The organism is Roseococcus sp. SDR (assembly GCF_019083995.1).
Taxonomy (GTDB): Bacteria; Pseudomonadota; Alphaproteobacteria; order Acetobacterales; family Acetobacteraceae; genus Roseococcus.
The window spans coordinates 1-21072 of the sequence record NZ_JAHRCU010000019.1 but is presented as its reverse complement, the minus strand read 5'-3'; the positions used below and the strand labels follow the sequence as shown (position 1 = coordinate 21072).

The following is a 21072-nucleotide window of genomic DNA, read 5'->3' as shown; positions in this document are numbered from 1 at the left end:
TCAGGCGGAGCCTTCCAGCTCCTCCCGCAGCATTTCGAGGCGCAACCATTCCTCCTCGGCCGCCGCCAGCGCGGCCTCGCGCTCGGCGAGCGCTTCGGTGCGCTGGGTGAAGCCCTTGGGGTCGCGCGCGTAAAGCTCCGGGTCGGCCAGCCAGTTGCGCAGCACGCCGATCTCCTTCTGCAGCTTCTCCATGGTGGCCGGCAGGGTGGCCAGCGCGTGCTGGTCCTTGAAGCTCATCTTTTTCGCGGGCGCGGCGGGCGCGCTGGCAGCCGGGCGCGCGGCCGGAGCCTCGCGCGCGGGCTTCGCCACGGCGCGCGCGGCCACGCCCTCGCCGCGCTGGGCCAGCATGTCGCTGTAGCCGCCGGCGTAATCCTGCCAGCGCCCCTCGCCCTCGGCCATGATGATGCCGGTGCAGACGCGGTCGAGGAAATCGCGGTCATGGCTGACCAGCAGCACCGTGCCGCCGTAATCGCCCAGCATCTCCTCCAGCAGGTCCAGCGTCTCGAGGTCGAGGTCGTTGGTCGGCTCGTCCAGCACCAGCAGGTTGGAGGGCGCGGCCAACGCACGCGCCAGCAGCAGGCGGCCGCGTTCCCCGCCGGACAGCTTTCCGACCGGCGTGCGCGCCTGGTCCGGGATGAACAGGAAATCCTGCATGTAGCCGATGACGTGGCGCGGCTTGCCACCGACCCAGACCTGGTCGCCGCGCCCCTCCGTCAGCGTGTCCGCAAGCGTCCGGTTGGGGTCGAGCGCGCCGCGCATCTGGTCGAGCGTCGCCATGGCGATGTTGCTGCCGAGCTTCACCGTGCCGGCATCGGGTGCCAACTGGCCGGTGAGGATGTTCAGCAGCGTCGTCTTGCCCGCGCCATTGGCGCCGACAATGCCGATGCGATCCCCCTTGATGATGCGGGTTGCGAAATCCCGCACCACGCGGCGCTCGCCCCAGGCCTTGGCCACGCCCTCGGCGGCGATGACGAGCTGGCCGGAGGCGCTGGCCTCGGCCGCCTGCATCTGCACCGTGCCGGTCGGCTTGATGCGGTCCCGCCGCGCCTGGCGCAGCGCGTGCAGCTCGCCCACGCGGCGCATGTTGCGCTTGCGCCGGGCCGAGACGCCGTGGCGCAGCCAATGCTCCTCCCGCGCGATCTGCCGGCCGAGCTTGTGCGCGGCCTGTTCCTCGAGCTCGAGCTGCTCCTCGCGCCAGGCCTCGAAATCGCCGAAGCCGCGATCGAGGCGCCGGGTCATGCCGCGATCGAGCCAGAGCGTCGCGCGCGAGAGGCGCGAGAGGAAACGCCGGTCATGGCTGATCAGCACCAGCGCGCCGCGCAGGCTGGCCAGCTCCGCCTCCAGCCATTCGATGGCGGGCAGGTCGAGATGGTTGGTGGGCTCGTCCAGCAGCAGGATGTCGGGCTGCGGGGCGAGCGCGCGGGCCAGCGCCGCGCGCCGCGCCTCGCCGCCCGAAAGCCGCGCCGTGCCCTCACTGCCGGTCAGGCCCAGACCCTCCAGCAAGGCGCGGGCGCGATGCGGGTCATCGGCGGGGCCAAGGCCGGCCAGCACGTAATCCTCCACCGTGGCATGGCCGGAGAGGTCGGGCTCCTGCGGCAAATAGCGCAGGGTGGCGCCGGGCTGGAGGAAGCGCGTGCCGTCCTCGGGCTCCAGCTCGCCGGCGGCGATGCGCAGCAGGGTGGATTTCCCGCTGCCATTGCGGCCGACCAGGGCAAGGCGTTCGCCGGGCGAGACGGAGAGGGCGGCGCCGGTCAGCAGCGGCACATTGCCGAGCGTGAATCGGATGCCATCGAGCAGGAGAAGCGGGGGGGCGGCCATGCGGGGGCGATGGCCCGGCCGTGGCGCGCGGTCAAGGCTGGACAAAGCCCGCGGATCACGCCTTGCTGCGCCCCAACGCGCATAGGGAAACGCGATGTCCGACAGCAATGGCGATGACGGCTCCTCCTTCGGGAATGACAGCTTCACCGAGACCACGAGCCAATCCTGGTTCCAGCGCCTGGGCGGCGCCATCACCGGCATTCTGGTCGGGCTGATCCTGCTGCCGGTGGGTGGCTTCCTGCTCTTCTGGAACGAGGGCCGCGCGGTGCAGACGGCGCGCTCCCTGACCGAGGGCGCGGGGCTCATTCAATCCGCCTCGTCCGAGCGGCCGGACCCGGCGCTGGAAGGCCGCCTCGTGCATGTCGCGGGCGCGGTCAGTGCCGCCGGCGTGCCGCGCGATCCGGACCTCAACGTGACGCCGCCCGCGGGCACGCTGCGCCTCACCCGCCGCGTCGAGATGTACCAGTGGCAGGAGCAGACGAGCAGCGAGACGCGCACCCGCATGGGCGGCGGGCAGGAGACGGTGACGACCTACAGCTATCGCCGCGTCTGGGCCGAGGGGCGCATCGATTCCAGCCGCTTCCGCCAGCCGGACGGCCACCAGAATCCCGAGCCGCGCTACCAGACGCGCAGCTTCAATGCGGATCGCGTGATGCTGGGCGGCTATCGCATCTCGGATGCGCAAGTGAACCAGATCCCGGCGGGCACCTCGCTCGCCATCCCCGGCGGCAATGCGGATGGCGGGCGCTATATCGGGCAGGACCCGCAAAACCCCCGCGTGGGAGATCTGCGCATCACCTGGCAGGTGGCCGCACCCGATGCGCTTTCCGTCATCGGCGCGCAGGTGGGGGATGGCTTCGGCCCCTATGCAACGCGCGCGGGCGACCGGCTCTTCATGATCGAGGCGGGACGCGTGCCGGCGGCGGCGATGTTCCAGCAGGCGCAGGCGGACAATGTCACGCTCACCTGGATCCTGCGCCTGGTCGGCACGATCGTGATGTTCGTGGGCTTCCTCATCATCTTCAACCCGCTGAAGGTGCTGGCCGACGTCATCCCCTTCATCGGCAGCATCGTGGGCTTCGGCACCGGGCTGCTGGCCGCCGTGCTGACCATGATCTTCGCGCCGGCCACCATCGCCATCGCCTGGCTCTTCTATCGCCCGCTGGTGGGCATCGCGATCCTGGCGCTGGGCATCGCGCTCGCCTTCGGCCTCACCCGTCTCCGCCGGAACCGTCCGGCCGCTGTTCAAGGAAAACCCGCATGAGCTTCGACTTTACCGGCAAGCGCGTCATCGTCTGTGGCGGCAGCAAGGGCATCGGCCGCAGCGTGGCGCTGGGCTTCGCGCAGGCGGGCGCCGCCGTCTCCATCTGCGCGCGCGGCGCCGAGGCGCTGGCCGCCACCAAGGCGGAGCTCGGCCCCAAGGCGCATGCCGCGACCTGCGACCTCGGCGATGGCGCAGCCGTGAAGCGCTACATCGGCGAAGCCGTGGCCGCGCTCGGCGGGTGCGACGTGCTGGTGAACAATGCGTCCGGCTTCGGCATGACGGATACCGAGGAAGGCTGGGCGGCTGCGCTGAACGTGGACGTGCTGGCCACCTTCCGCGCCACCGCCGCCGCCCTGCCTGCGCTGAAGGAAAGCCGCGGCAACATCATCAACCTCTCCTCCATCTCGGGCTTCGGGCCTTCCGTGCGCGGCCCGGCCTATGCCGCGGTGAAGGCGCTGCTGATCAACTACACGCAGTCCCAGGCCGCGACCTATGCGCCGGATGGCATCCGCGTGAATGGCGTGGCCCCCGGCTCCATCGAATTCCCGGGCGGCAGCTGGGAGAAGCGCAAGACCGAGAACCCCGCGCTGTACAACAAGACGCTGGCCTCCATCCTCTTCGGCCGCATGGGCAAGCCGGAGGAAGTGGCCAATGTGGTGCTCTTCCTCGCTTCGCCGCTCGCCGGCTGGGTCACCGGCCACACCATCGTGGTGGATGGCGGGCAGATGCTGAGCTGAGCGCGCATGCGCATCCTCCTCATCGAGGATGACGAGAGCACCGCGGCCTATATCGCCAAGGGCCTGCGCGAGGAGGGGCATGTGGTGGACCACGCGGCCAATGGCCGCGATGGCCTCTTCCTCGCGATGGGCGAGCCCTTCGACATCATCGTGACGGACCGCATGCTGCCCGGGCCGGATGGGCTCTCCATCATCCGCGCGCTGCGCATGGCGGAGATCACGACGCCCATCCTGGTGCTGACGGCGCTGGGCGAGGTGGAAAAGCGCGTGGAGGGGCTGGAGGCGGGGGCTGATGACTACCTGGCCAAGCCCTTCGCCTTCGCGGAACTGCGCGCGCGGATTCGGGCGCTGGCCCGCCGCCCGGCCGGGCCGCCGGCCGAGCAATCCGTGCTCACGCTGGGCGATCTGCGGATGGATCTGCTGACGCGGGTGGCCACGCGCGGCGCGCGCAAGCTCGACCTGATGCCCACCGAATGGCGCCTCCTGGAATATCTGCTGCGCCATGCCGGCCAGGTGGTGACCCGCACCATGCTGCTGGAGAAGGTCTGGGATTTCAGCTTCGATCCCACCACCAATGTGGTGGATGTGCATGTGAGCCGGTTGCGCCGCAAGCTCGACCTGCCGGGCGAGGCGCCGATGATCCGCACCGTGCGCGGCGCGGGCTACGCGCTGCAGGCACCCGACACGTGATGCGGGGCAGCAGCTTCGCCCTGCGCGCGGCCACCGCCTCGGCTGTGGTGATGCTGGTGCTCTCGCTGCTGGGGTCGGGCTGGGGCTGGTTGCGGGCGGAGGCGGCGCTGCGCCAGCAGCTCGACCTCGCCATCGCGGCCGAGGCGGATGGATTTCTCCGCGAATATGAGGAATTCGGCCTGCGCGGGCTCGCTCTGGCGGTCGAGGCCTATACGCGTCGCCGGGGCCCGCTTTTCGTGGCGCTGCTGGGGCCCGATGGCCGCCCCATCGCGGGCCGCATCCCCGAGGCGCTGCCCGCGCTGCGCGGCTTCGCCAACCTCCCCGGCACGGGCGAGCGGCCGAGCCTGCGCGTGCTGGGCGGCAACCTGCCCGGGGGCGCCACGCTGCTGGTGGCCGCCGACCTGACGCCGGTGGATCGCGCGGCTTCGGCGCTGGCCTGGACCCCACCGATCGCGGGCGGCGTCGCGGCGGTCCTGGCGCTGCTGCTGGGTTTTATCGCGGCGGGGCGGATGGAGCAGCGCCTCGCGAGCGCGCGCACGGCGGCGCTCGGCGTGATGGAGGGCGACCTGACGCGCCGCCTGCCGCTCTCCGGCCGGGGCGACGAGTTCGACCGGCTGACCACCACCTTCAACGCGCTGCTCGGCCGCATCGAGGCGCTGATGCAGGCGCAGCGCCAGGTGACGGACGACATCGCGCATGATTTGCGCAGCCCGCTCTCGCGCCTGCGCCAATTGCTGGAGGGTGCGCTGGCTTCACCGCGGGACGCAGCGCGCGACGCCGAGGTGATGGAGCGCGCGCTGGCGGAGCTCGATTCCGTGCTGGCGAGCTTCGCCGCGCTGCTGCGCATCGCCCGCGCCGAAAGCGGCGTGCTGCGCGAGGGGTTTTCCCCCGTGGATCTCTCCACGCTGCTCACCGAATGCGCGGAGGTGATGGAGGCGGTGGCCGAGGAAGCGGGCCACAGCCTGACGCGCGAGATCGCGCCGGGGGTCAGCATGGCCGGCGATGCGGGGCTGCTGCGCCAGGCGGTGGTGAACCTGATCGAGAACGCCATCACCCATGGCGGCCCGCGCATCACGCTGCGCCTCAGGCCCGGCCCGGTGATCGAGCTGGAGGATGACGGGCCGGGCATTCCGGAAGCCGAGCGCGAAGCCGTGACGCGCCGCTTCCACCGCCTGGATCGCAGCCGCTCCACGCCGGGCACGGGCCTCGGCCTCGCGCTGGTCGCCGCCGCCGCCAAGGCACATGGCGGCACGCTGCGGCTGGAGACGGGCGCGGGCGGAAAAGGGCTGCGCGCCGTGCTGGACCTGCGGCCCGGCAACTAGCGCCCCCCAACCAGAACCGGCACGAACGACGGAGAATCCGGCCGCAAAGCGGCCGGCGGCCACGCGACGCCCTCATCACCCGCGCGCCATGTCTGAGGGCCGCAAGCCAAGCCGCCGGAGGCGGCGCCCGGCGCCTGAGGGCGGAGAACTCTGACAACTTTGTCATGGTCTTTCCCGAATGCCTCCAGCGTTGGCCGGGCAGTTTCCCTCCGTCAGCGGGGCCTCCGCCCCGCGCCTGAAATGGAGATGACCATGAAGACCACTTCCCGCCGCCTGCGTGCCGGCCTCGCCGGCGCCCTCATGGCCGGCACCGCGCTGAGCGGCATGATCCTGTGGCAGGGCCACCCGGCGAATGCCCAGAACGGCGCGATCAGCGTCCCCGCCATCAGCCAGCCCGCCGTGGCGCTGCCCGGCTTCGCCGACCTCGCCGCCCGCGTCCGCCCCGCCGTCGTCACCATCACGACGACCGAGCGCGTGACCCAGGCCAGCACCAACTCCCCCTTCCCGCCCGGCAGCGAGCAGGATCAGCTCTTCCGCCGCCATTTCGGCGAGCAGCCCGGCATGCGCGGCCCGCAGCAGCAGCGCCCCGCGAACGCGCTGGGCTCGGGCTTCATCGTGAGCCAGGACGGCACGGTCATCACCAACAACCACGTCGTGCGCAACGCCAGCGCCGTGAAGGTGAAGCTGGATGACGGCCGCGAGCTGAACGCCCGCGTGGTGGGCCGTGACGAGCGCACCGACATCGCGGTCCTGAAGATCGACGCCGGCCAGCCGCTGCCCTTCCTGGCGCTGGGCGACAGCAACGCCGCCCGCCCGGGTGACTGGGTGGTGGCCGTGGGCAACCCCTTCGGCCTGGGCGGCACGGTGACGGCGGGCATCGTCTCGGCGCGCGGCCGTGACATCGGCGTCGGTCCCTATGACGACTTCATCCAGATCGACGCGCCGATCAACAGCGGCAATTCCGGCGGCCCGCTCTTTGGCCTCGATGGCAGCGTCATCGGCGTGAACACGGCGATCTTCTCGCCCAGCGGCGGTTCGGTGGGCATCGGCTTCGCCATCCCGTCCAACATGGTCCGCCAGGTGGTGGCGCAGATTCAGGCCAATGGCCGGGTGGAGCGCGGCTTCCTGGGTGCCTCGACGCAGCCGGTGACGCCGGCGCTGGCCCGCTCGCTGCGGCTGGCCAAGCCGGAAGGTGCCCTGGTCGGCCAGGTGGAGGCGGACAGCCCCGCGGCCCAGGGCGGCCTGCGCCCGGGCGACGTGGTGACCCAGGTGGGCGACCGCGCCGTGACCAACCCGCGGGATCTGGCGCGCGCCATCGGTGATGCCCGCCCGGGCAGCGAGGTGAAGCTCTCGGTGCAGCGCGACGGCACGATGCAGGAGGTGCGGGTGACGCTGGCCGAGCTGCGGGACGGCCAGGCCGCCTCGGGCAAGCCGGCCGCCGCCGCCGAGAATCGTGGTGGTCCGGTGGGCGTGGCCCTCGCCCCCATCACGCCCCAGGCGCGCCAGCAGCTGAACCTGCCGGCGAATGCGGCGGGCGCGGTGGTGGCGGGCATCCGCCCCGACAGCCCGGCGGCCGAAGCGGGGCTGCGCGAGGGCGACGTGATCGTCGGCGTCGCCGGCCGGGATGTGGGTGATGTCCAGGCCGCGGTGGGCGCGATCCGCGAGGCGGCGCGCAACCCGGGGGCGGCGATCGCGCTGCGCATCCTGCGCGAGGGCCGCAGCGCCTTCGTGGCGGTGGAGATGCCGGCCCAGGGGTAACCCGGCCGGGCTGACCATCGCATGACCATGGGCTGGCCGCCGGGGCCAGCCCGGCCAGGCCTGGGAACAAGGCCGGCCGGTCCGGGATGAATGCCGCTCCCCCCCCCTCTAACCGCGGCCATCCCTCTTGAGCAGGCTCCCCCCCCGGGAGCCTGCTTTTTTCGTTTCGAAAAAAGCGTGTTTGCCGCCCTCAGGCGCCGGGCGCGCGCTCTGCGCGCTTGGCTTCGCCGCGCCACGGGTGCGCCGGGTCATGCGTACGGTTGGGCGGCGCCGGCCGCCTTGCGGCCGGATTCTCGAGGCCAGGGCTCCGTTCTTGGGGACGGCCCGGCCCCTGCTATACGCCCCGCATGTGCACCGTGATCCTTCTCCGCCGCCCCGGCGCCGATTGGCCCTTGCTGCTGGCCGCCAACCGGGATGAGCGGCTGGACCGGGCCTGGGAGGCGCCCGCCGAACATTGGCCGGGCCTGATCGGCGGGCGGGATACCCTGGCCGGCGGCACCTGGATGGCGATGAACCGCCACGGCGTGGTCTGCGCCGTGCTGAACCGCGTCGGCAGCCTGGGGCCGGACCCGGCAAAGCGCTCGCGCGGCGCCCTCCCGCTGATCGCGCTGGAGGAAGCCTCCGCCGGGGCCGCGGCCGCGCGCATCGCGGCGCTGGATGCGGGGCAATGGCGGCCCTTCAACCTGGTGCTGGCCGATGCGAAGACCGCATGGTTCCTGCCCGGCCTCGGTGCCGGCCAGGCCGTGCCGGAGCCGCTGCCGGAGGGCGTGTCCATGGTCACCGCGCATCCACCGAACGACGTCACCAGCCCCCGCACCGCGCGCCATTTGCCCCGCTTCCGGGCGGCCACCCAGCCCTCCCCGCCCGATTGGGGCGGCTGGCCGGCGCTGCTGGCCGATTCCGACGGGGCCACGGCCGAGGCGCTGAACGTCCCGCCGATCGGCGGCTTCGGGACCGTCTGCTCCTCACTGCTGGCCCTCGGCTCGACCGGCGCGCGGATCTGGCTCTTCGCCCCCGGCCCGCCCGACCGGACGGATTTCGCGCCCGTCCCGCTGTAACCCGCGCCCCCATCCCGCGTCGGGCGCAAGGAGGCCCGGCGCCCGCACGGGTGCCAGCTTGGGGGCGTTGCTGCTATAGGTTGCCGGATTCCAGAAGGACCACCCCCCATGGCTCGCCGCCGCCAGATCTACGAAGGCAAGGCCAAGATCCTGTTCGAAGGCCCGGAGCCCGGCACGCTCGTCCAGTATTTCAAGGACGACGCCTCCGCCTTTCATGCCCAGAAAAAGGGCACCATCACCGGCAAGGGGGTGCTGAACAACCGCATCAGCGAATACCTGATGTCGCGCCTCGGCGAGATCGGCGTGCCCACCCATTTCATCCGCCGGCTGAACATGCGCGAACAGCTGGTGCGCGAGGTGGAGATCATTCCGCTCGAGATCGTGGTGCGCAACGTGGCGGCGGGCTCGCTCGCTTCGCGCCTCGGCATCCCGGAAGGCACGCGCCTGCCGCGCTCCATCATCGAGTATTATTACAAGAACGACGCGCTGCAGAACCCGATGGTGAGCGAGGAGCACATCACCGCCTTCGGCTGGGCCGCGACGCATGACCTGGACGACATGGTGCAGCTGACGCTGCGCGTGAACGACTTCCTGACCGGGCTTTTCCTCGGCGTCGGCATCACGCTGGTGGATTTCAAGCTGGAATTCGGCCGCCTCTACGACAATGACGAGATGCGCATCGTCGTCGCCGACGAGATCAGCCCCGACAATTGCCGCCTCTGGGACAGCAAGACGGGCGAGAAGATGGACAAGGACCGCTTCCGGCGGGACCTCGGCAAGGTCGAGGAAGGCTACCAGGAGGTGGCGCGCCGCCTTGGCATCCTGCCCGAGGCGGGCGTGCGCGACATGAAGGGGCCGGAGACGGTACAGTAGTTCCCCAGAAAAACGCCGAAGAGGCGTTTTCCCGGGGGCCCCGGCTTGGTGCTGATCCGGGGAAGTGGGTTCATCCTGGCGAAGCGAAGCTTCGCCAGGGCCACGGGGGGCGGAAGTTCCTGGTGGGGTTTGGGCCGTTGGGCCGGAGGGATTGAATGACGCGATTGAAGGTGACGGTGTTTCCGAAGGCCGGCGTGCTGGACCCGCAGGGCAAGGCGATCGAGCGCGCGCTGGCGGGCCTCGATTTCGCCGGCGTGGGCGAGGTGCGGGTCGGCAAGGTCATGATCGTCGAACTGGCCGAGACGGACGCCGCGAAGGCCAAGGCCGCGGGCGAGGAGATGGCGCGCAAGCTGCTCGCCAACACCGTGATCGAGAGCTTCACCGTGGAGGTGATGTGAGCGCAGGTGAGGCGACCATCCGCGCGGCCTCGCTGCGCTGGTTCGTGTTCTTCTCCCTCGGCTTCGCGGGCTGGCGGGTGCTGACCACAGCCGCCTACCTGCTCTTCGGCCCGCCCATCGTCTCGAATTACTGGCTGACCGAGGTCTTCTTCCTGCTCTCCAAGGGCTTCCTGGGCGGCCTCTTCTGGCCGATCAGCCTGCTGCTGGAGGGCTGGCGCAACCCCATCGGCTGGATCTTCTACCCATGGTGAAGGCCTCGCTGATCATCATGGCGGTGCTGACGGTGCTGGTCGCCATGGGGCTGCGCTGGCGCGAGGAGAGGCTGCCGCTGACCCGCGGCAAGCCCCAGCCCCGCCAGGGCTGGATCGCGGCGCAAAAGGCCAAGGCCAATCGCTGGGTAACGGCCGCCGCCATCGCCGCCATCGGCACCACCGTCATCCTCGGCGGGCTGCATTGGCTGAGGCTGCTGCAGGGATGAACGGCAGCAGCCTCCTGCTGTTCTTTCCCGTCATCCCGGCCGCCGTGCTCTCCGCCATGCTCTGCGGCATGGCCATCGCCGCCCTGCCGCTGATGTGGATCGCCTATTGGCTGCTGCCGCCCGGCTGGATGCGAGACCTCAGCCCCGGCACCGTGTTTCCCGCCTGCATGCTCGTCGCCCCCATCCTGCTGCTCTCGGGCGTGATGGGCGTGGCGCTGACCGGGCCCGAGCGCGAGATTCCGGAGATGGAAAAGCCCACGCTGGAACAGGTGCGCGAGCGCCAGGCGCTGTTCCGGCACCTGCTGCCGAACCGCGCCGCCGGCTTCGGTGAGGCGCCAGATTGAGCACCATGGTCCCCGGCCCGCGCCTGGCCTATAGCGGGGGCGATTGATGAGACCGCGTCTGGAGATTTCGGCATGAAGGCAGCCATCGTGGTGTTCCCCGGCACCAATCGCGAGCGGGACATGGCCATCGCGCTCCAGCGCGTCAGCGGCGTGAAGCCCGCCATGCTCTGGCACCGCGACACGGAACTGCCCGCCGGGACGGACCTCGTCGTCCTGCCCGGCGGCTTCTCCTATGGCGACTATCTGCGCTGCGGCGCCATGGCCGCGCAATCGCCGATCATGCCCGCCATCCGCGCCCATGCGGAGCGCGGCGGCCATGTGCTGGGCGTCTGCAACGGCTTCCAGATGCTCTGCGAGTCGGGCCTGCTGCCCGGCGCGCTGCTGCGCAATGCCTCGCTGCGCTTCCTCGCCATGGATTGCGTCATGCGCGTGGAGCGGACGGACACGCCCTACACCCGGCATTTCCAGCGCGGCGCCACCTTCCGCGCCACCATGGCGCATGGCGACGGCAACTACTTCTGTGACGCCGAGACGCTGGCGAAGCTGGAGGGCGAGGGGCGCGTCGTGCTGCGCTATGAGGGCGAGAATCGCAACGGCAGCATCAACGCCATCGCCGGCATCTGCTCGCCCAATGCGCGCGTGATGGGGCTGATGCCACACCCGGAGAATTGCGTGGACCCGCTGGTCGGCGGCACGGACGGGCTGCCGATGTTCACCTCGATCGCCGAGGCGCTGGCGCCGGCCTGACCCTGCAAAGCCTGCGAGGTTTCGACCTGCGGCCCGAAGGGCCGAGGCCGCGACTGCGGCCCGCGGCTTGTGCCGCGAAGCCAAGGGCCGCGGAGGCGGGCCGCCCGGCGTCTGAGGGCATGAAAAGCTAATCGATCTTCCGCTGCTCGGCCTCGATGACGCGCTCCAGCGTCTCGAGCAGCTGGTCACGCGGAACATCCGTGAGCGGCGGCAGGATGTTGATGGCCAGCACGCCTGGCCGCTTGATGTAGTGATGCCGCGCCCAGAATTTTCCGGAATTGGTCGCGACCGGGATGACCGGCAGCTTGGTGGCCGAGGCCAGCGCGACGATCCCCGGATGCCAGGCATTGCGCTCGCCGATGGTTGTGCGCGTGCCCTCCGGGAAGATCACGATCTGCCGTCCCTCGGCCACCGAGACCTGCGCCTCGCGCATCATCTGGCGCATCGCCTTGGCGCCGCCCTCGCGGTCCACGCCGATCATCCCCGCCCGCCGCGCGAAGGCGCCGTAGAGCGGGATGCGGAACAGCTCCTGCTTCATCACATAGGTGACGTCCGGCACCAGCGCGAACCAGACCAGCGTGTCGAAGGCCGACTGGTGCTTGCTCGCGATCAGTGCCGCGCCCTCGGCCGGCAGATGCTCCCGGCCCGAAACGCGCACCTCGATGCCGCAGGTCTTCTCCATGATCCAGACCAGAAACCGCGCGAGCCAGCCCATGGCGCGGCGCTGGAAGCGCTTCGGTCCCAGCAGCAGGGGCGTGCCGAGCACGGCGAAGCTTCCGGCCACGCCGAAGAATAGGATGTTGAACAGCGTGGAGCGGAGGATGAGCAACATCAGATGGCGACGCGGACGCCCAGCTCCACCACGCGGTCGGACGGGATCTTGAAGAACTCGGTCGCGGGGACGGAGTTGCGGCTGAGCAGGGTGAAGAGCCATTGCTGCCAGCGTGCCATCTTGGGCACGGCGGCCGCCACGATGGTCTCGCGGCCCAGGAAATAGCTGGTCTGCATCGGCTCGAAGCCGATCACGCCCTGCTGCGCCAGGCGCTCCAGCTCGCGCGGGATGTTGGGACTTTCCTGAAAGCCGTAACGCAGGATGACGCGGTGGATGTCGGGGCCGAGTTCCGTGACTTCGGCGCGCCGGTCGGGGCCGACGGTCGGGATATCGTCGTTCAGCACCGTCACGAAGAGCACGCGCTCATGCAGCACCTTGTTGTGCTTGAGGTTGTGCAGCAACGCGCCGGGCAGGTAGTCCGCCTGGCCGGTCATGAAGACGGCCATGCCGGGCACGCGCGTGGTGCGCGATTGCGGCAGGCGGGCGAGGAAGGATTTCAGCGGCAGGCTGTCCTGCCGGAAGCGGGCGAAGAGCAGTTCGCGGCCGCGATACCAGGTGAACATCAGCGTGAAGGCGACGCCGCCGATGATGACGGGCACGTAGCCGCCCTCGGGGATCTTCAGCGCGGTGGCGAAGAAATAGGCCATGTCGAGCAAGAGCAGTGGCAGGAAGACCGCGCCCACCAGGATCGGGTTCCAGCCGAATTGCCGGCGGAAGACCAGAAGTGCCAGGCAGGTGGTGCAGAGGAAGGTGCCGGTGACGGCGAGGCCATAGGCGGCGGCCAGGCTGTCGCTGTTCTTGAACTCCAGCACCAGGATCAGCACGCCGATGAGCAGGATGAAGTTCACCTGCGGCATGTAGATCTGGCCTTCCTCGGTGGCGCTGGTGTGCCGGACGTCGAGGCGCGGGGCGAAGCCCAGCTGCACGCATTGCCGCGCGATGGAATAGGCGCCCGAGATCATCGCCTGGGAGGCGATGATGGTCGCCGCCGTCGCCAGCATCACGAGGAAGGGGCGGAACCAGTCCGGCGCCAGCAGGTAGAAGGGGTTCTCGATGGCCGAGGCATCACGCAGCAGCAGCGCGCCCTGGCCGAAGTAGTTCAGCGCCAGCGCCGGCAGCACGAAGAAGATCCAGGCCACCTGGATGGGCCGGCGGCCGAAATGGCCCATATCGGCATAGAGCGCCTCGGCCCCCGTCACGGCCAGCACCACGGCGCCCATGGCGATAAAGGCGGCTAGGTGGTAATGGGCGGCGAAGTGCAGCGCATACCAGGGGTTGATGGCCGCGAAGACCTCGGGGTTGTGGAGCGCCTCGATCAGCCCGAGCAGGCCCAGCACGCCGAACCACACCGCGCAGACCGGGCCGAAGAAGGCGCCGATGCTGCCCGTGCCGCGATACTGCACGAGAAAGAGCGCGATCAGCACCACCAGGGTGATGGGCAACACCACCTCCTCGAAGGCGGGGTTGATGACCTTCAGCCCCTCCACCGCCGAGAGGACGGAAATCGCCGGCGTGATCATGCCGTCGCCGAAGAAGAGAGCCGCGCCCGTGATGCCGATCATGGCGATGATCAGCCGCCCGCGCGCCGTCTCGGCCGAGCGCTGGGCCAGCGCCATCAGCGACATGATCCCGCCCTCGCCCCGGTTGTCGGCGCGCAGGATGATCAGCACGTATTTCAGCGTGACCGTGAGCATCAGCGCCCAGAAGATGAGCGAGAGGATGCCGAGGATCTCCCACCGCTCGATGCCGCCTTCGTCGAAATGCAGGAGGGCGGCGCGCATGGCGTAGAGCGGCGAGGTGCCGATGTCGCCATAGACGATGCCGAGGACGCCGAGCAGCGCGGCGGCGGTGAGTTTGTTGCTGGGGGCGCTCACGGGGAATGCCTTGTGATGAAACGGCGCGAAGCGTTAGGCCCGCGCCCGTTCCACAACAAACATGGGCGCCGCATGGCTGCCTTGCGGCGCATCAATATCGGGGGAAAGGAGGGGCTCTGCCCCTCGATCCCGGCAGGGTGAAAACCTGCTTGGTTTTCACCAGTTTCCTGCACCGTCGACTCAGTGACCGCGGAGAATCTGGCTGAGGAAGGTCTGCAACCGCTCGGTCTGCGGGTTGTTGAACAGCGATTGCGGCTCGCCCGATTCCACGATCTCGCCGCGATCCATGAAGATCACGCGGTCAGCCACGGTGCGGGCAAAGCCCATCTCGTGCGTCACGCAGATCATGGTCATGCCCGTCTCGGCCAGCATGATCATGGTGTCGAGCACCTCCTTGATCATCTCGGGGTCGAGCGCACTGGTCGGCTCGTCGAAGAGCATGATCTTGGGCTTCATGCAGAGCGCGCGGGCGATGGCCACGCGCTGCTGCTGGCCGCCCGAGAGCTGGCCCGGATACTTGTTCGCCTGCTCCGGGATGCGCACCCGGGTCAGGTATTCCATCGCCAGCTCCTCGGCCTCCTTCTTCGGCATCTTGCGGACCCAGATGGGGGCGAGCGTGCAGTTCTCGAGGATGGTGAGGTGCGGGAACAGGTTGAAGCTCTGGAACACCATGCCGACCTCGCGGCGGATGGCGTCCAGGCTGCGCAGATCGTTGGACAGCTCGATGCCGTCCACGATGATCTGGCCCTCCTGGTGTTCCTCCAGGCGGTTGATGCAGCGGATCAGGGTGGACTTGCCCGAGCCCGAGGGGCCACAGACCACCACGCGCTCGCCCATCGCGACGTCCAGGTTCACGTCGCGCAGCACATGCAGCGCGCCGAACCATTTGTTCACGCCCTTGAGCGAAATGGCCGGCGGCGCATCGGCGCGGACGGAGGAAGCGAGGGTTTCAGCAGCACTCATGCATGGTCTCCCGAATCTAGCGATACCTGATGTTTGGGCCGCGAACGCGGCCCCGCCGCCCAACCGACTTTCCCCCTTCCGCGCACCAGTGGCGCGGCGAAGCCAAGCGCGCGGAGCGCGCGCCCGGCGTCTGAGGGCATTATCTACGTCTTCCTTTGTTCAGTTCCGTTTCGAGGCCGGCACTATACTTGGACATGGCGTAGCAGAAGATGAAGTAGATAAGCCCGAGCGCGATGTAAACCTCCACGCCGAAACCCTGCCAGGACGGCTCGATGATGGCGGTCTTGCCGGCCGTCAGCAGGTCGAAGATGCCGATGATCAGCACCAGGGACGTGTCCTTGAAGAAGCCGATGAAGGTGTTCACCAAGGGCGGGATCACCAGGCGCAGCGCCTGGGGCAGGATGATCAGCCCGGTCTTCTTCCAGTAGCTCAGCCCCAGCGCGTCCGCCGCCTCGTACTGGCCCTTGGGCAGGGCCTGGAGCCCGGCGCGCACCACTTCCGCCAGGTAGGCGCCGGCGAAGAGGATGATGGCGATCTGCGCGCGCAAGAGCTTGTCGATGTTCATGCCCTCGGGGAGGAAGAGCGGGAACATCACGCTCGCCATGAAGAGCAGCGAGATCAGCGGCACGCCGCGGATCAGCTCGACATAGAGGACGCAGAGCGCCTTGATCGCGGGCAGGCTCGAACGCCGGCCCAGCGCCACCAGGATCGCCAGCGGGAAGGCGAAAGCGAGCCCGAAGGTGGCGAGGATCAGCGTGATGGGCAGGCCGCCCCAGCGCTCCTGCGGCACATAGGTCAGGCCGAAGACGCCGCCCCACATCAGCACGCCGATGGCGGTCAGCACCGCCACCCAGATCAGCGCCAGCTCCCAGCGCCAGAAGCGCCGCATGGCCGAGACGATGTAGAGGCCGACGAAGAGGAAGCAGACCAGCAGCGGCCGCCAATGCTCGTCATAGGGATAGGTGCCGAAGAGGATGAAGCGGTGCTTCTCCGTGATCACGGCCCAGCAGGCGCCCACCCCCTTGGCCTCGCGGCAGGCCTCGGTGTTGGCCACGCCCTGCGGGCTGACCGGCACCGACCAGATGGCGTTGATGAAGGCCCAGTCCACGAAGCTGACCGCGAAGCGGATGAAGAGGTAGCCCAGCGCCAGGGTGATCGCCGTGGACCACCAGTTGGCGAAGAGATTGGCCCGCGCCCAGGCCATGGGGCCCACGAGGTTGACCGGCGCGCTGCGCGCGGCGGAGGAGCTGTGCAGGGTGGTGCCCGCCGTGATGTCGCTCATTGTTCTTGGCCCTCAAGCGCCGGGCGGCCGCGTCCGCGGCCTTGGCTTCGCCGCGGCGCGCATGCGCCGGGACAATAAGTCGGTTGGGCGGCGCCGGCCGCGTTGCGGCCGGATCCTTGGAGGGTGTGGGTGGTCTTCATCATCCGGCCCTACCGCTCCACCAGCGCGATGCGCTTGTTGTACCAGTTCATGAAGAGGCTGATGCTCAGGCTGATCGTCAGATAGACCAGCATGATGATGGCGATGCCCTCGATCGCCTGGCCGGTCTGGTTCAGCGTCGTGTTCGCGATGCTGACGATGTCCTGGTAGCCGATGGCGACCGCCAGCGAGGAGTTCTTCGTGATGTTCAGGAACTGGCTCGTCATCGGCGGGATGATCACGCGCATGGCCTGGGGCAGGACGATCAGGCTCATCACCCGGCCGCGCGGCAGGCCCAGCGCCTCGGCCGCCTCCCACTGGCCCTGGTTCACCGCCTGGATGCCCGCGCGCACGATCTCGGCGATGAAACCCGCCGTGTAGAGCGTCAGGCCCAGCAGCAGGGCAAAGAATTCGGGGCTGACGTCAATGCCGCCGCGGAAGTTGAAGCCGCGCAGCGCCGGAACATCCGGCGTGAAGGGCGCACCCATCGCCGCCCAGACCGCGATCGGCGCGCCGATGATGAAGGCCAGCGCCGCCGGCCAGACCGCCCGCGCCTGGCCGTCCCGCGCCTGCGCCGCCCGCGCCCAGCGGCGATACAGCACCGTCGCCACCACGCCGGCCACCGCCGTCAGCAGCGCCCAGGAATGGGCGCTCTCCCAGACGAAGAAGGGCAGCTTCAGGCCGCGGTTGGAGAGGAAGACGCCGTCGATCGGGTTCAGCGCCTGACGCGGCCCGGGCAGCCCCTGGAGCAGCGCGTACCAGAAGAGCAACTGCAGCAGCAGCGGCAGGTCGCGCACGATCTCGACATAGGCGGCGGCGAACTTGTTCAGCATCCAGTTCTTGGAGAGCCTGGCGATGCCGAGCAGCGTGCCCAGGATGGTCGCCAGCACAATGCCGATCAGCGCCACCTTCAGCGTGTTCAGCACGCCCACTTGCAGCGCGCGGAAATAGGACATGGAGGGATCGTATTCGATCAGGCTTTCGCCGATCGGCAGGCCGGCCTCGCGCCAGAGGAAGTCCCAGCCCGTCGCGATGCGGCGGACTTCCAGGTTGTAGGTGGTGTTGGACCAGAGCCAGTAGATGATGCCGACCACACCGCCCACCACCAGCACCTGCCAGACGATATTGCGGAATCGTTCATCCGCCCAGGAGAGGCGCAGCGGCCTCGGCGGCGCCTTGCGAAGCAGGCGTGGATCGGTAGCGCCGGACATGTTTGCCTGACCCCTCAAGAATGGAACCCGTGGCGGTCTTCCGCCTTGCGGGTGGGAGGCGCCCCGGCCGAGGCCGGAGCGCTGTTGCGCAGTGTCTCAGAACATGCGCCGCTTGAAACATGAAGGAATCTCCACCCAAGGGCGGGTGGGGCCGAACCTGCCTGTCCCGGAGGCAATGCCGCCGCCGGGACAGGCGTTTTCAGCTCAGCGGAAGGGGGGCGCGTATTGCAGGCCGCCCGGCGTGGTCCAGAGCGCGTTGCGGCCGCGCTGCAGGCCGATCGGCGTCAGGTTGCGCTCGAAGATCTCGCCATAATTGCCGACGCCGCGGATCACGTTCAGCATCCAGGCATTGTCCACGCCCAGCATGCGGCCCAGCTCGCCCGTGCGGCCCAGGATGCGCTGCACCTCGGGGCGCGGGTCGCTCGCCAGCATCTGCTGGGCGTTGGCCGCCGTGATGCCGAATTCCTCGGCGCCGATCAGGCCGAAATGCAGCCAGCGCACCAGGTCGCCGAAGCGCTGGTCGCCATGGCGGTACAACGGGCCCAGCGGCTCCTTGCTGATCACGTCGGGCAGGATGACGTGGTCATTGGGGTTCTGCTGCGTGGCGCGGATGGCGGCGAGGCCCGAGACATCCGTCGTATAGGCGTCGCAGCGGCCGGCATTGTAGGCGGCCACATTGTCCTCCAGCCGCTCGATGACGACCGGGCGGATGTTCACCCGCGCGCCGCGCGCCCAGTCGGCCAGGTTCTGCTCGGTGGTCGTGCCGGGCTGCACGCAGACGGTGGCGCCGTCGAGCTGGCGGGCGTTCTGCACGTTCAGGCTGCGCTTCACCATGAAGCCCTGGCCGTCGAAGAAGTTGATCCCGGCGAAATCGAAGCCGAGCGAGGTGTCGCGGCTCAGCGTCCAGGTCGTGTTGCGGCTCAGGATGTCCACCTCGCCCGATTGCAGGGCGGTGAAGCGCACCTGGGCGGTGGTGGGCACGAAGCGCACCTTGGTCGGATCATTGAAGATCGCGATGGCGAGCGCGCGGCAATAATCCACGTCGAAGCCGCGCCAATTGCCCTGGCTGTCCGGCAGGGCGAAGCCGGCGAGGCCGGTGCTCACGCCGCAGACCAGCGTGCCGCGGGCGCGGATCGCGTCCAGCGTGCTGGCCGCGGGGGCAGCGGCGGGGGCGGCGGCCGGCGCCTGGGCCTGGGCCGGCAGGGCCGCCGCGAAAAGGGTGGTCGCCACACCGACCAGGGTGGCAAGGCTGCGCCGCATCGGCATCATTCTGAAACTCCCAGACCTCATGCCGCCCCTGTCTGGGGCGGCTCGTTGAAGCGGCGATGCTGCGCTAGGAAGCGTCCGGGATCAATCACGCATTCGACGGGAGCCATGCGGTGCTGCATCTTGACAAGGCCGAAATCGCCGCTCGGTTGCCCTGGCCGGCGCTGATCGAGGCCATCCGCGACATCTTCCGCACCGGCTGCCAGGCACCGCTGCGCCACGCCCACCCCCTGCCCGAGGCGGGCACGCTGCTGCTGATGCCCGCCACCAATGCCACGCATTCCGGCGTGAAGATCGTGCATGTCTCGCCCGGCAACGGAGCTCGGGGACTGCCGGCGGTGCACGCCGCCTACCTCCTCTCCGACGCCATCACCGGCCAGCCGGTGGCGCTGCTGGACGGCGGCGAGCTGACCGACCGCCGCACCGCCGCGACCTCGGTCCTGGCCGCGCGCTACCTGGCGCGCCCGGACTCGCACCGGCTGCTGCTGCTGGGCTCGGGCCGCGTCGCCACCACCCTGGCCGAGGCCTATGCGGCGAGCTTTCCGCTGACGGAGATCGCGATCTGGTCGCCGCGTGCGGCGAATGCCGAAGCGCTGGCGCGCCGTCTCGCGGCGCATGGCCTGCCCGCCCATGCGGTGGCGCGGCCGGAGCCCGCGGGCTTCGACATCATCTCCGCCGCCACGCTCTCCGCGGCCCCCCTGGTGCGGGGCGCCGATCTCTCGCCGGGCACGCATCTCGACCTGGTAGGCGCCTACCGGGCCGATCTGCGCGAGGTGGATGGCCCAGCCGTGGCGCGCGCGGTGGTGGTGGTGGACACCTATGCGGGCGGGCTGGCCGAGGCGGGGGATGTGGTGCAGGCGATCGCCGAGGGGCACATCACGCGCGCGCATGTGGTGGCGGAACTGGCGGAGCTGTGCCGCGGCGCGCATCCAGGGCGGACCGATGCCGCGCAGATCACCCTCTTCAAGTCGGTGGGCTGGGCGGGCGAGGATCTGGCGGCCGCCATCCTCGCCACGCGGGGCGGCTGAGGCTCAGTTCGCGGCCAGGAATTCCAGCACCGCCGCGTTGAAATCCTCCGGATTGTCGTGGTTCAGCCCGTGCGTGGCGCGGGCGAGGGTGACGCGCCGCGTGTTGGGCATCGCGGTCTGCAGCGCATCCATGATCACCCCGAAATGCGGCTGGCTGTCGGCGCCGCCCAGCAGCAGTGTGGGGGCCACGATGGATTCCGCCGCGGCGCGGGAATAGGGCGCGCGGCGTTCGTGCAACTGGCCCAGCAGGGTGCGGGCATTGTCGCGGCCGAGATATTTCCGCACCTCGGGCCGGCGCTCCCAGGCGCCGGGGCCGCCGGTCTGCTCGGCGACCATGCGCAACCCGCCCTCCTCGTCGCCGGCCGCGACCAGCGCGGCGGCGGCGGCGAATCCGCCGGCCTGCCTGCCGCTGGCCGGCTTGCCGCCGAGGCTCTCATCCAGCTCGCCGCCCGGTTCGGCGAGCACGAGCGAGCGAACCAATTGCGGATGGCGCTCGGCGACGCGGAAGCAGATATGCCCGCCGCGCGAGTGGCCGAGCAGCCGCACCGGGCCGCGCCCGAGCTTTGCGATGAAGCCCGCGACATCGGCCACATGGCGATCGATGGTGAAGTCGCCGCCCTCCTCCCACTTGCCGGGCCAGGCGTGGCGCATGCTGAGCGACATCACATGATAGGCCGCACCCAGCGCCTCCATCTGGGGGGCGAAGCTGCGCTGGTCGCCCAGCGTGCCATGCACCAGCAGAAGCGGCGGGGCGGCGGGGTCGCCGGCCTCGGCGTAGGATATGGGATAGCCGTCGATCTCGAGGCTGGGCATGGATGTCTCTCCCTGAAGCGGAGGCATCCTGCGGCGGGTGTCGCGGCCTGCCTAGGCTCCAGACTCATTCATGTCCATCCGAGGAGGATGGCGGCGATGGCGACGGCTGATGCGAAGTTGGCGGCGAGCTTGTCGTATCGGGTGTGGATGCGGCGCCAGTCCTTCAGCCGTCCGATGG

At 69.7% G+C, this 21072-nt stretch carries 21 protein-coding genes and 1 pseudogene; 13 read left to right on the top strand and 9 right to left on the bottom strand.

Features of this window, described 5'->3' with window-relative positions; translation table 11 throughout:
* Positions 1-1818, bottom strand: coding sequence for an ABC-F family ATP-binding cassette domain-containing protein (locus KTR66_RS18965; RefSeq protein ID WP_213615326.1), 1818 nt, complete (start codon positions 1816-1818; stop codon positions 1-3).
* Between the two features lie 94 nt (positions 1819-1912).
* Here KTR66_RS18965 and KTR66_RS18960 point away from each other — a divergent pair, with 94 nt between their 5' ends.
* The 12 genes from KTR66_RS18960 to purQ all read left to right on the top strand — a co-directional run bounded on the left by KTR66_RS18960 (position 1913) and on the right by purQ (position 11487).
* Positions 1913-3082 (top strand): TMEM43 family protein, encoded by a 1170-nt coding sequence (locus KTR66_RS18960; RefSeq protein ID WP_213615324.1) that lies wholly within the window; start codon positions 1913-1915, stop codon positions 3080-3082.
* Positions 3079-3819: an SDR family NAD(P)-dependent oxidoreductase gene (locus KTR66_RS18955; RefSeq protein WP_213615322.1), complete on the top strand. Its 741-nt coding sequence runs from the start codon at positions 3079-3081 to the stop codon at positions 3817-3819. Before KTR66_RS18960 ends, KTR66_RS18955 begins: the two co-directional genes overlap by 4 nt.
* 6 nt (positions 3820-3825) lie before the next feature.
* Positions 3826-4509 carry a response regulator transcription factor gene (locus KTR66_RS18950; RefSeq protein ID WP_213615320.1) on the top strand — a complete coding sequence of 228 codons (684 nt, stop codon included), beginning with the start codon at positions 3826-3828 and terminating at the stop codon, positions 4507-4509.
* Positions 4509-5831 carry an ATP-binding protein gene (locus KTR66_RS18945; RefSeq protein ID WP_249732275.1) on the top strand — a complete coding sequence of 441 codons (1323 nt, stop codon included), beginning with the start codon at positions 4509-4511 and terminating at the stop codon, positions 5829-5831. The genes KTR66_RS18950 and KTR66_RS18945 overlap by 1 nt, the downstream gene beginning before the upstream one ends.
* 252 nt (positions 5832-6083) lie before the next feature.
* Positions 6084-7589: a Do family serine endopeptidase gene (locus tag KTR66_RS18940; RefSeq protein ID WP_249732270.1), complete on the top strand. Its 1506-nt coding sequence runs from the start codon at positions 6084-6086 to the stop codon at positions 7587-7589.
* A gap of 347 nt (positions 7590-7936) precedes the next feature.
* A complete protein-coding gene (locus KTR66_RS18935) occupies positions 7937-8647 on the top strand; it encodes an NRDE family protein (RefSeq protein ID WP_213615314.1) in 711 nt (236 codons plus the stop codon).
* 108 nt (positions 8648-8755) lie between these two features.
* The gene (purC, locus tag KTR66_RS18930) at positions 8756-9520 is read left to right on the top strand and encodes a phosphoribosylaminoimidazolesuccinocarboxamide synthase (protein WP_213615312.1); all 765 of its coding nucleotides are present in this window, start codon (positions 8756-8758) and stop codon (positions 9518-9520) included.
* 155 nt (positions 9521-9675) lie between these two features.
* Positions 9676-9918: a phosphoribosylformylglycinamidine synthase subunit PurS gene (gene purS, locus KTR66_RS18925; protein WP_213615310.1), complete on the top strand. Its 243-nt coding sequence runs from the start codon at positions 9676-9678 to the stop codon at positions 9916-9918.
* The gene (locus KTR66_RS18920) at positions 9915-10169 is read left to right on the top strand and encodes a hypothetical protein (protein WP_213615308.1); all 255 of its coding nucleotides are present in this window, start codon (positions 9915-9917) and stop codon (positions 10167-10169) included. Before purS ends, KTR66_RS18920 begins: the two co-directional genes overlap by 4 nt.
* Complete coding sequence (locus KTR66_RS18915) at positions 10163-10396, top strand: hypothetical protein (protein ID WP_213615306.1); 234 nt, start codon at positions 10163-10165, stop codon at positions 10394-10396. The genes KTR66_RS18920 and KTR66_RS18915 overlap by 7 nt, the downstream gene beginning before the upstream one ends.
* Positions 10393-10740, top strand: a complete 348-nt coding sequence (locus KTR66_RS18910; RefSeq protein WP_213615304.1) for a hypothetical protein — start codon at positions 10393-10395, stop codon at positions 10738-10740. The genes KTR66_RS18915 and KTR66_RS18910 overlap by 4 nt, the downstream gene beginning before the upstream one ends.
* 72 nt (positions 10741-10812) lie before the next feature.
* Complete coding sequence (gene purQ / locus KTR66_RS18905; RefSeq protein WP_213615302.1) at positions 10813-11487, top strand: phosphoribosylformylglycinamidine synthase subunit PurQ; 675 nt, start codon at positions 10813-10815, stop codon at positions 11485-11487.
* A gap of 127 nt (positions 11488-11614) precedes the next feature.
* Here purQ and KTR66_RS18900 read toward each other — a convergent pair whose 3' ends face one another.
* From KTR66_RS18900 to KTR66_RS18875, 6 genes are all read right to left on the bottom strand, one after another.
* Complete coding sequence (locus KTR66_RS18900; RefSeq protein ID WP_249732269.1) at positions 11615-12319, bottom strand: 1-acyl-sn-glycerol-3-phosphate acyltransferase; 705 nt, start codon at positions 12317-12319, stop codon at positions 11615-11617.
* Entirely contained in the window at positions 12319-14193 is a 1875-nt protein-coding gene (locus tag KTR66_RS18895) for a potassium transporter Kup (protein ID WP_213615301.1), read from the bottom strand. The genes KTR66_RS18900 and KTR66_RS18895 overlap by 1 nt, the downstream gene beginning before the upstream one ends.
* A 180-nt stretch (positions 14194-14373) precedes the next feature.
* Entirely contained in the window at positions 14374-15156 is a 783-nt protein-coding gene (locus tag KTR66_RS18890) for an amino acid ABC transporter ATP-binding protein (protein ID WP_213615300.1), read from the bottom strand.
* 139 nt (positions 15157-15295) lie between these two features.
* Positions 15296-16438, bottom strand: coding sequence for an amino acid ABC transporter permease (locus KTR66_RS18885; protein WP_213615298.1), 1143 nt, complete (start codon positions 16436-16438; stop codon positions 15296-15298).
* Between the two features lie 149 nt (positions 16439-16587).
* Complete coding sequence (locus tag KTR66_RS18880; protein ID WP_213615296.1) at positions 16588-17787, bottom strand: amino acid ABC transporter permease; 1200 nt, start codon at positions 17785-17787, stop codon at positions 16588-16590.
* 204 nt (positions 17788-17991) lie between these two features.
* Entirely contained in the window at positions 17992-19056 is a 1065-nt protein-coding gene (locus tag KTR66_RS18875; protein ID WP_213615294.1) for an amino acid ABC transporter substrate-binding protein, read from the bottom strand.
* 110 nt (positions 19057-19166) lie between these two features.
* On the opposite strand from KTR66_RS18875, the gene KTR66_RS18870 reads away from it, so the two are divergent.
* Positions 19167-20081, top strand: a complete 915-nt coding sequence (locus tag KTR66_RS18870; protein WP_213615292.1) for an ornithine cyclodeaminase family protein — start codon at positions 19167-19169, stop codon at positions 20079-20081.
* A gap of 3 nt (positions 20082-20084) precedes the next feature.
* Here KTR66_RS18870 and KTR66_RS18865 read toward each other — a convergent pair whose 3' ends face one another.
* Together KTR66_RS18865 and KTR66_RS18860 are read right to left on the bottom strand one after the other, a co-directional pair.
* The gene (locus KTR66_RS18865) at positions 20085-20894 is read right to left on the bottom strand and encodes an alpha/beta fold hydrolase (protein ID WP_213615290.1); all 810 of its coding nucleotides are present in this window, start codon (positions 20892-20894) and stop codon (positions 20085-20087) included.
* Positions 20895-20962: 68 nt separating this feature from the next.
* Positions 20963-21072: pseudogene (locus tag KTR66_RS18860) on the bottom strand (IS5/IS1182 family transposase); the annotation flags it as partial.

Bases quoted from the DNA above. Each gene is read 5' to 3' on its own strand.
- KTR66_RS18865 (WP_213615290.1), bottom strand. From the start codon at position 20,894: ATGCCCAGCCTCGAGATCGACGGCTATCCCATATCCTACGCCGAGGCC.
- KTR66_RS18940 (WP_249732270.1), top strand. From the start codon at position 6,084: ATGAAGACCACTTCCCGCCGCCTGCGTGCCGGCCTCGCCGGCGCCCTC.
- KTR66_RS18950 (WP_213615320.1), top strand. From the start codon at position 3,826: ATGCGCATCCTCCTCATCGAGGATGACGAGAGCACCGCGGCCTATATC.
- KTR66_RS18885 (WP_213615298.1), bottom strand. From the start codon at position 16,438: ATGAGCGACATCACGGCGGGCACCACCCTGCACAGCTCCTCCGCCGCG.
- purS (WP_213615310.1), top strand. From the start codon at position 9,676: ATGACGCGATTGAAGGTGACGGTGTTTCCGAAGGCCGGCGTGCTGGAC.
- KTR66_RS18965 (WP_213615326.1), bottom strand. From the start codon at position 1,818: ATGGCCGCCCCCCCGCTTCTCCTGCTCGATGGCATCCGATTCACGCTC.
- KTR66_RS18955 (WP_213615322.1), top strand. From the start codon at position 3,079: ATGAGCTTCGACTTTACCGGCAAGCGCGTCATCGTCTGTGGCGGCAGC.
- KTR66_RS18945 (WP_249732275.1), top strand. From the start codon at position 4,509: ATGCGGGGCAGCAGCTTCGCCCTGCGCGCGGCCACCGCCTCGGCTGTG.
- KTR66_RS18875 (WP_213615294.1), bottom strand. From the start codon at position 19,056: ATGATGCCGATGCGGCGCAGCCTTGCCACCCTGGTCGGTGTGGCGACC.
- KTR66_RS18910 (WP_213615304.1), top strand. From the start codon at position 10,393: ATGAACGGCAGCAGCCTCCTGCTGTTCTTTCCCGTCATCCCGGCCGCC.
- purQ (WP_213615302.1), top strand. From the start codon at position 10,813: ATGAAGGCAGCCATCGTGGTGTTCCCCGGCACCAATCGCGAGCGGGAC.
- KTR66_RS18935 (WP_213615314.1), top strand. From the start codon at position 7,937: ATGTGCACCGTGATCCTTCTCCGCCGCCCCGGCGCCGATTGGCCCTTG.
- purC (WP_213615312.1), top strand. From the start codon at position 8,756: ATGGCTCGCCGCCGCCAGATCTACGAAGGCAAGGCCAAGATCCTGTTC.
- KTR66_RS18900 (WP_249732269.1), bottom strand. From the start codon at position 12,319: ATGTTGCTCATCCTCCGCTCCACGCTGTTCAACATCCTATTCTTCGGC.
- KTR66_RS18960 (WP_213615324.1), top strand. From the start codon at position 1,913: ATGTCCGACAGCAATGGCGATGACGGCTCCTCCTTCGGGAATGACAGC.
- KTR66_RS18915 (WP_213615306.1), top strand. From the start codon at position 10,163: ATGGTGAAGGCCTCGCTGATCATCATGGCGGTGCTGACGGTGCTGGTC.
- KTR66_RS18890 (WP_213615300.1), bottom strand. From the start codon at position 15,156: ATGAGTGCTGCTGAAACCCTCGCTTCCTCCGTCCGCGCCGATGCGCCG.
- KTR66_RS18880 (WP_213615296.1), bottom strand. From the start codon at position 17,787: ATGTCCGGCGCTACCGATCCACGCCTGCTTCGCAAGGCGCCGCCGAGG.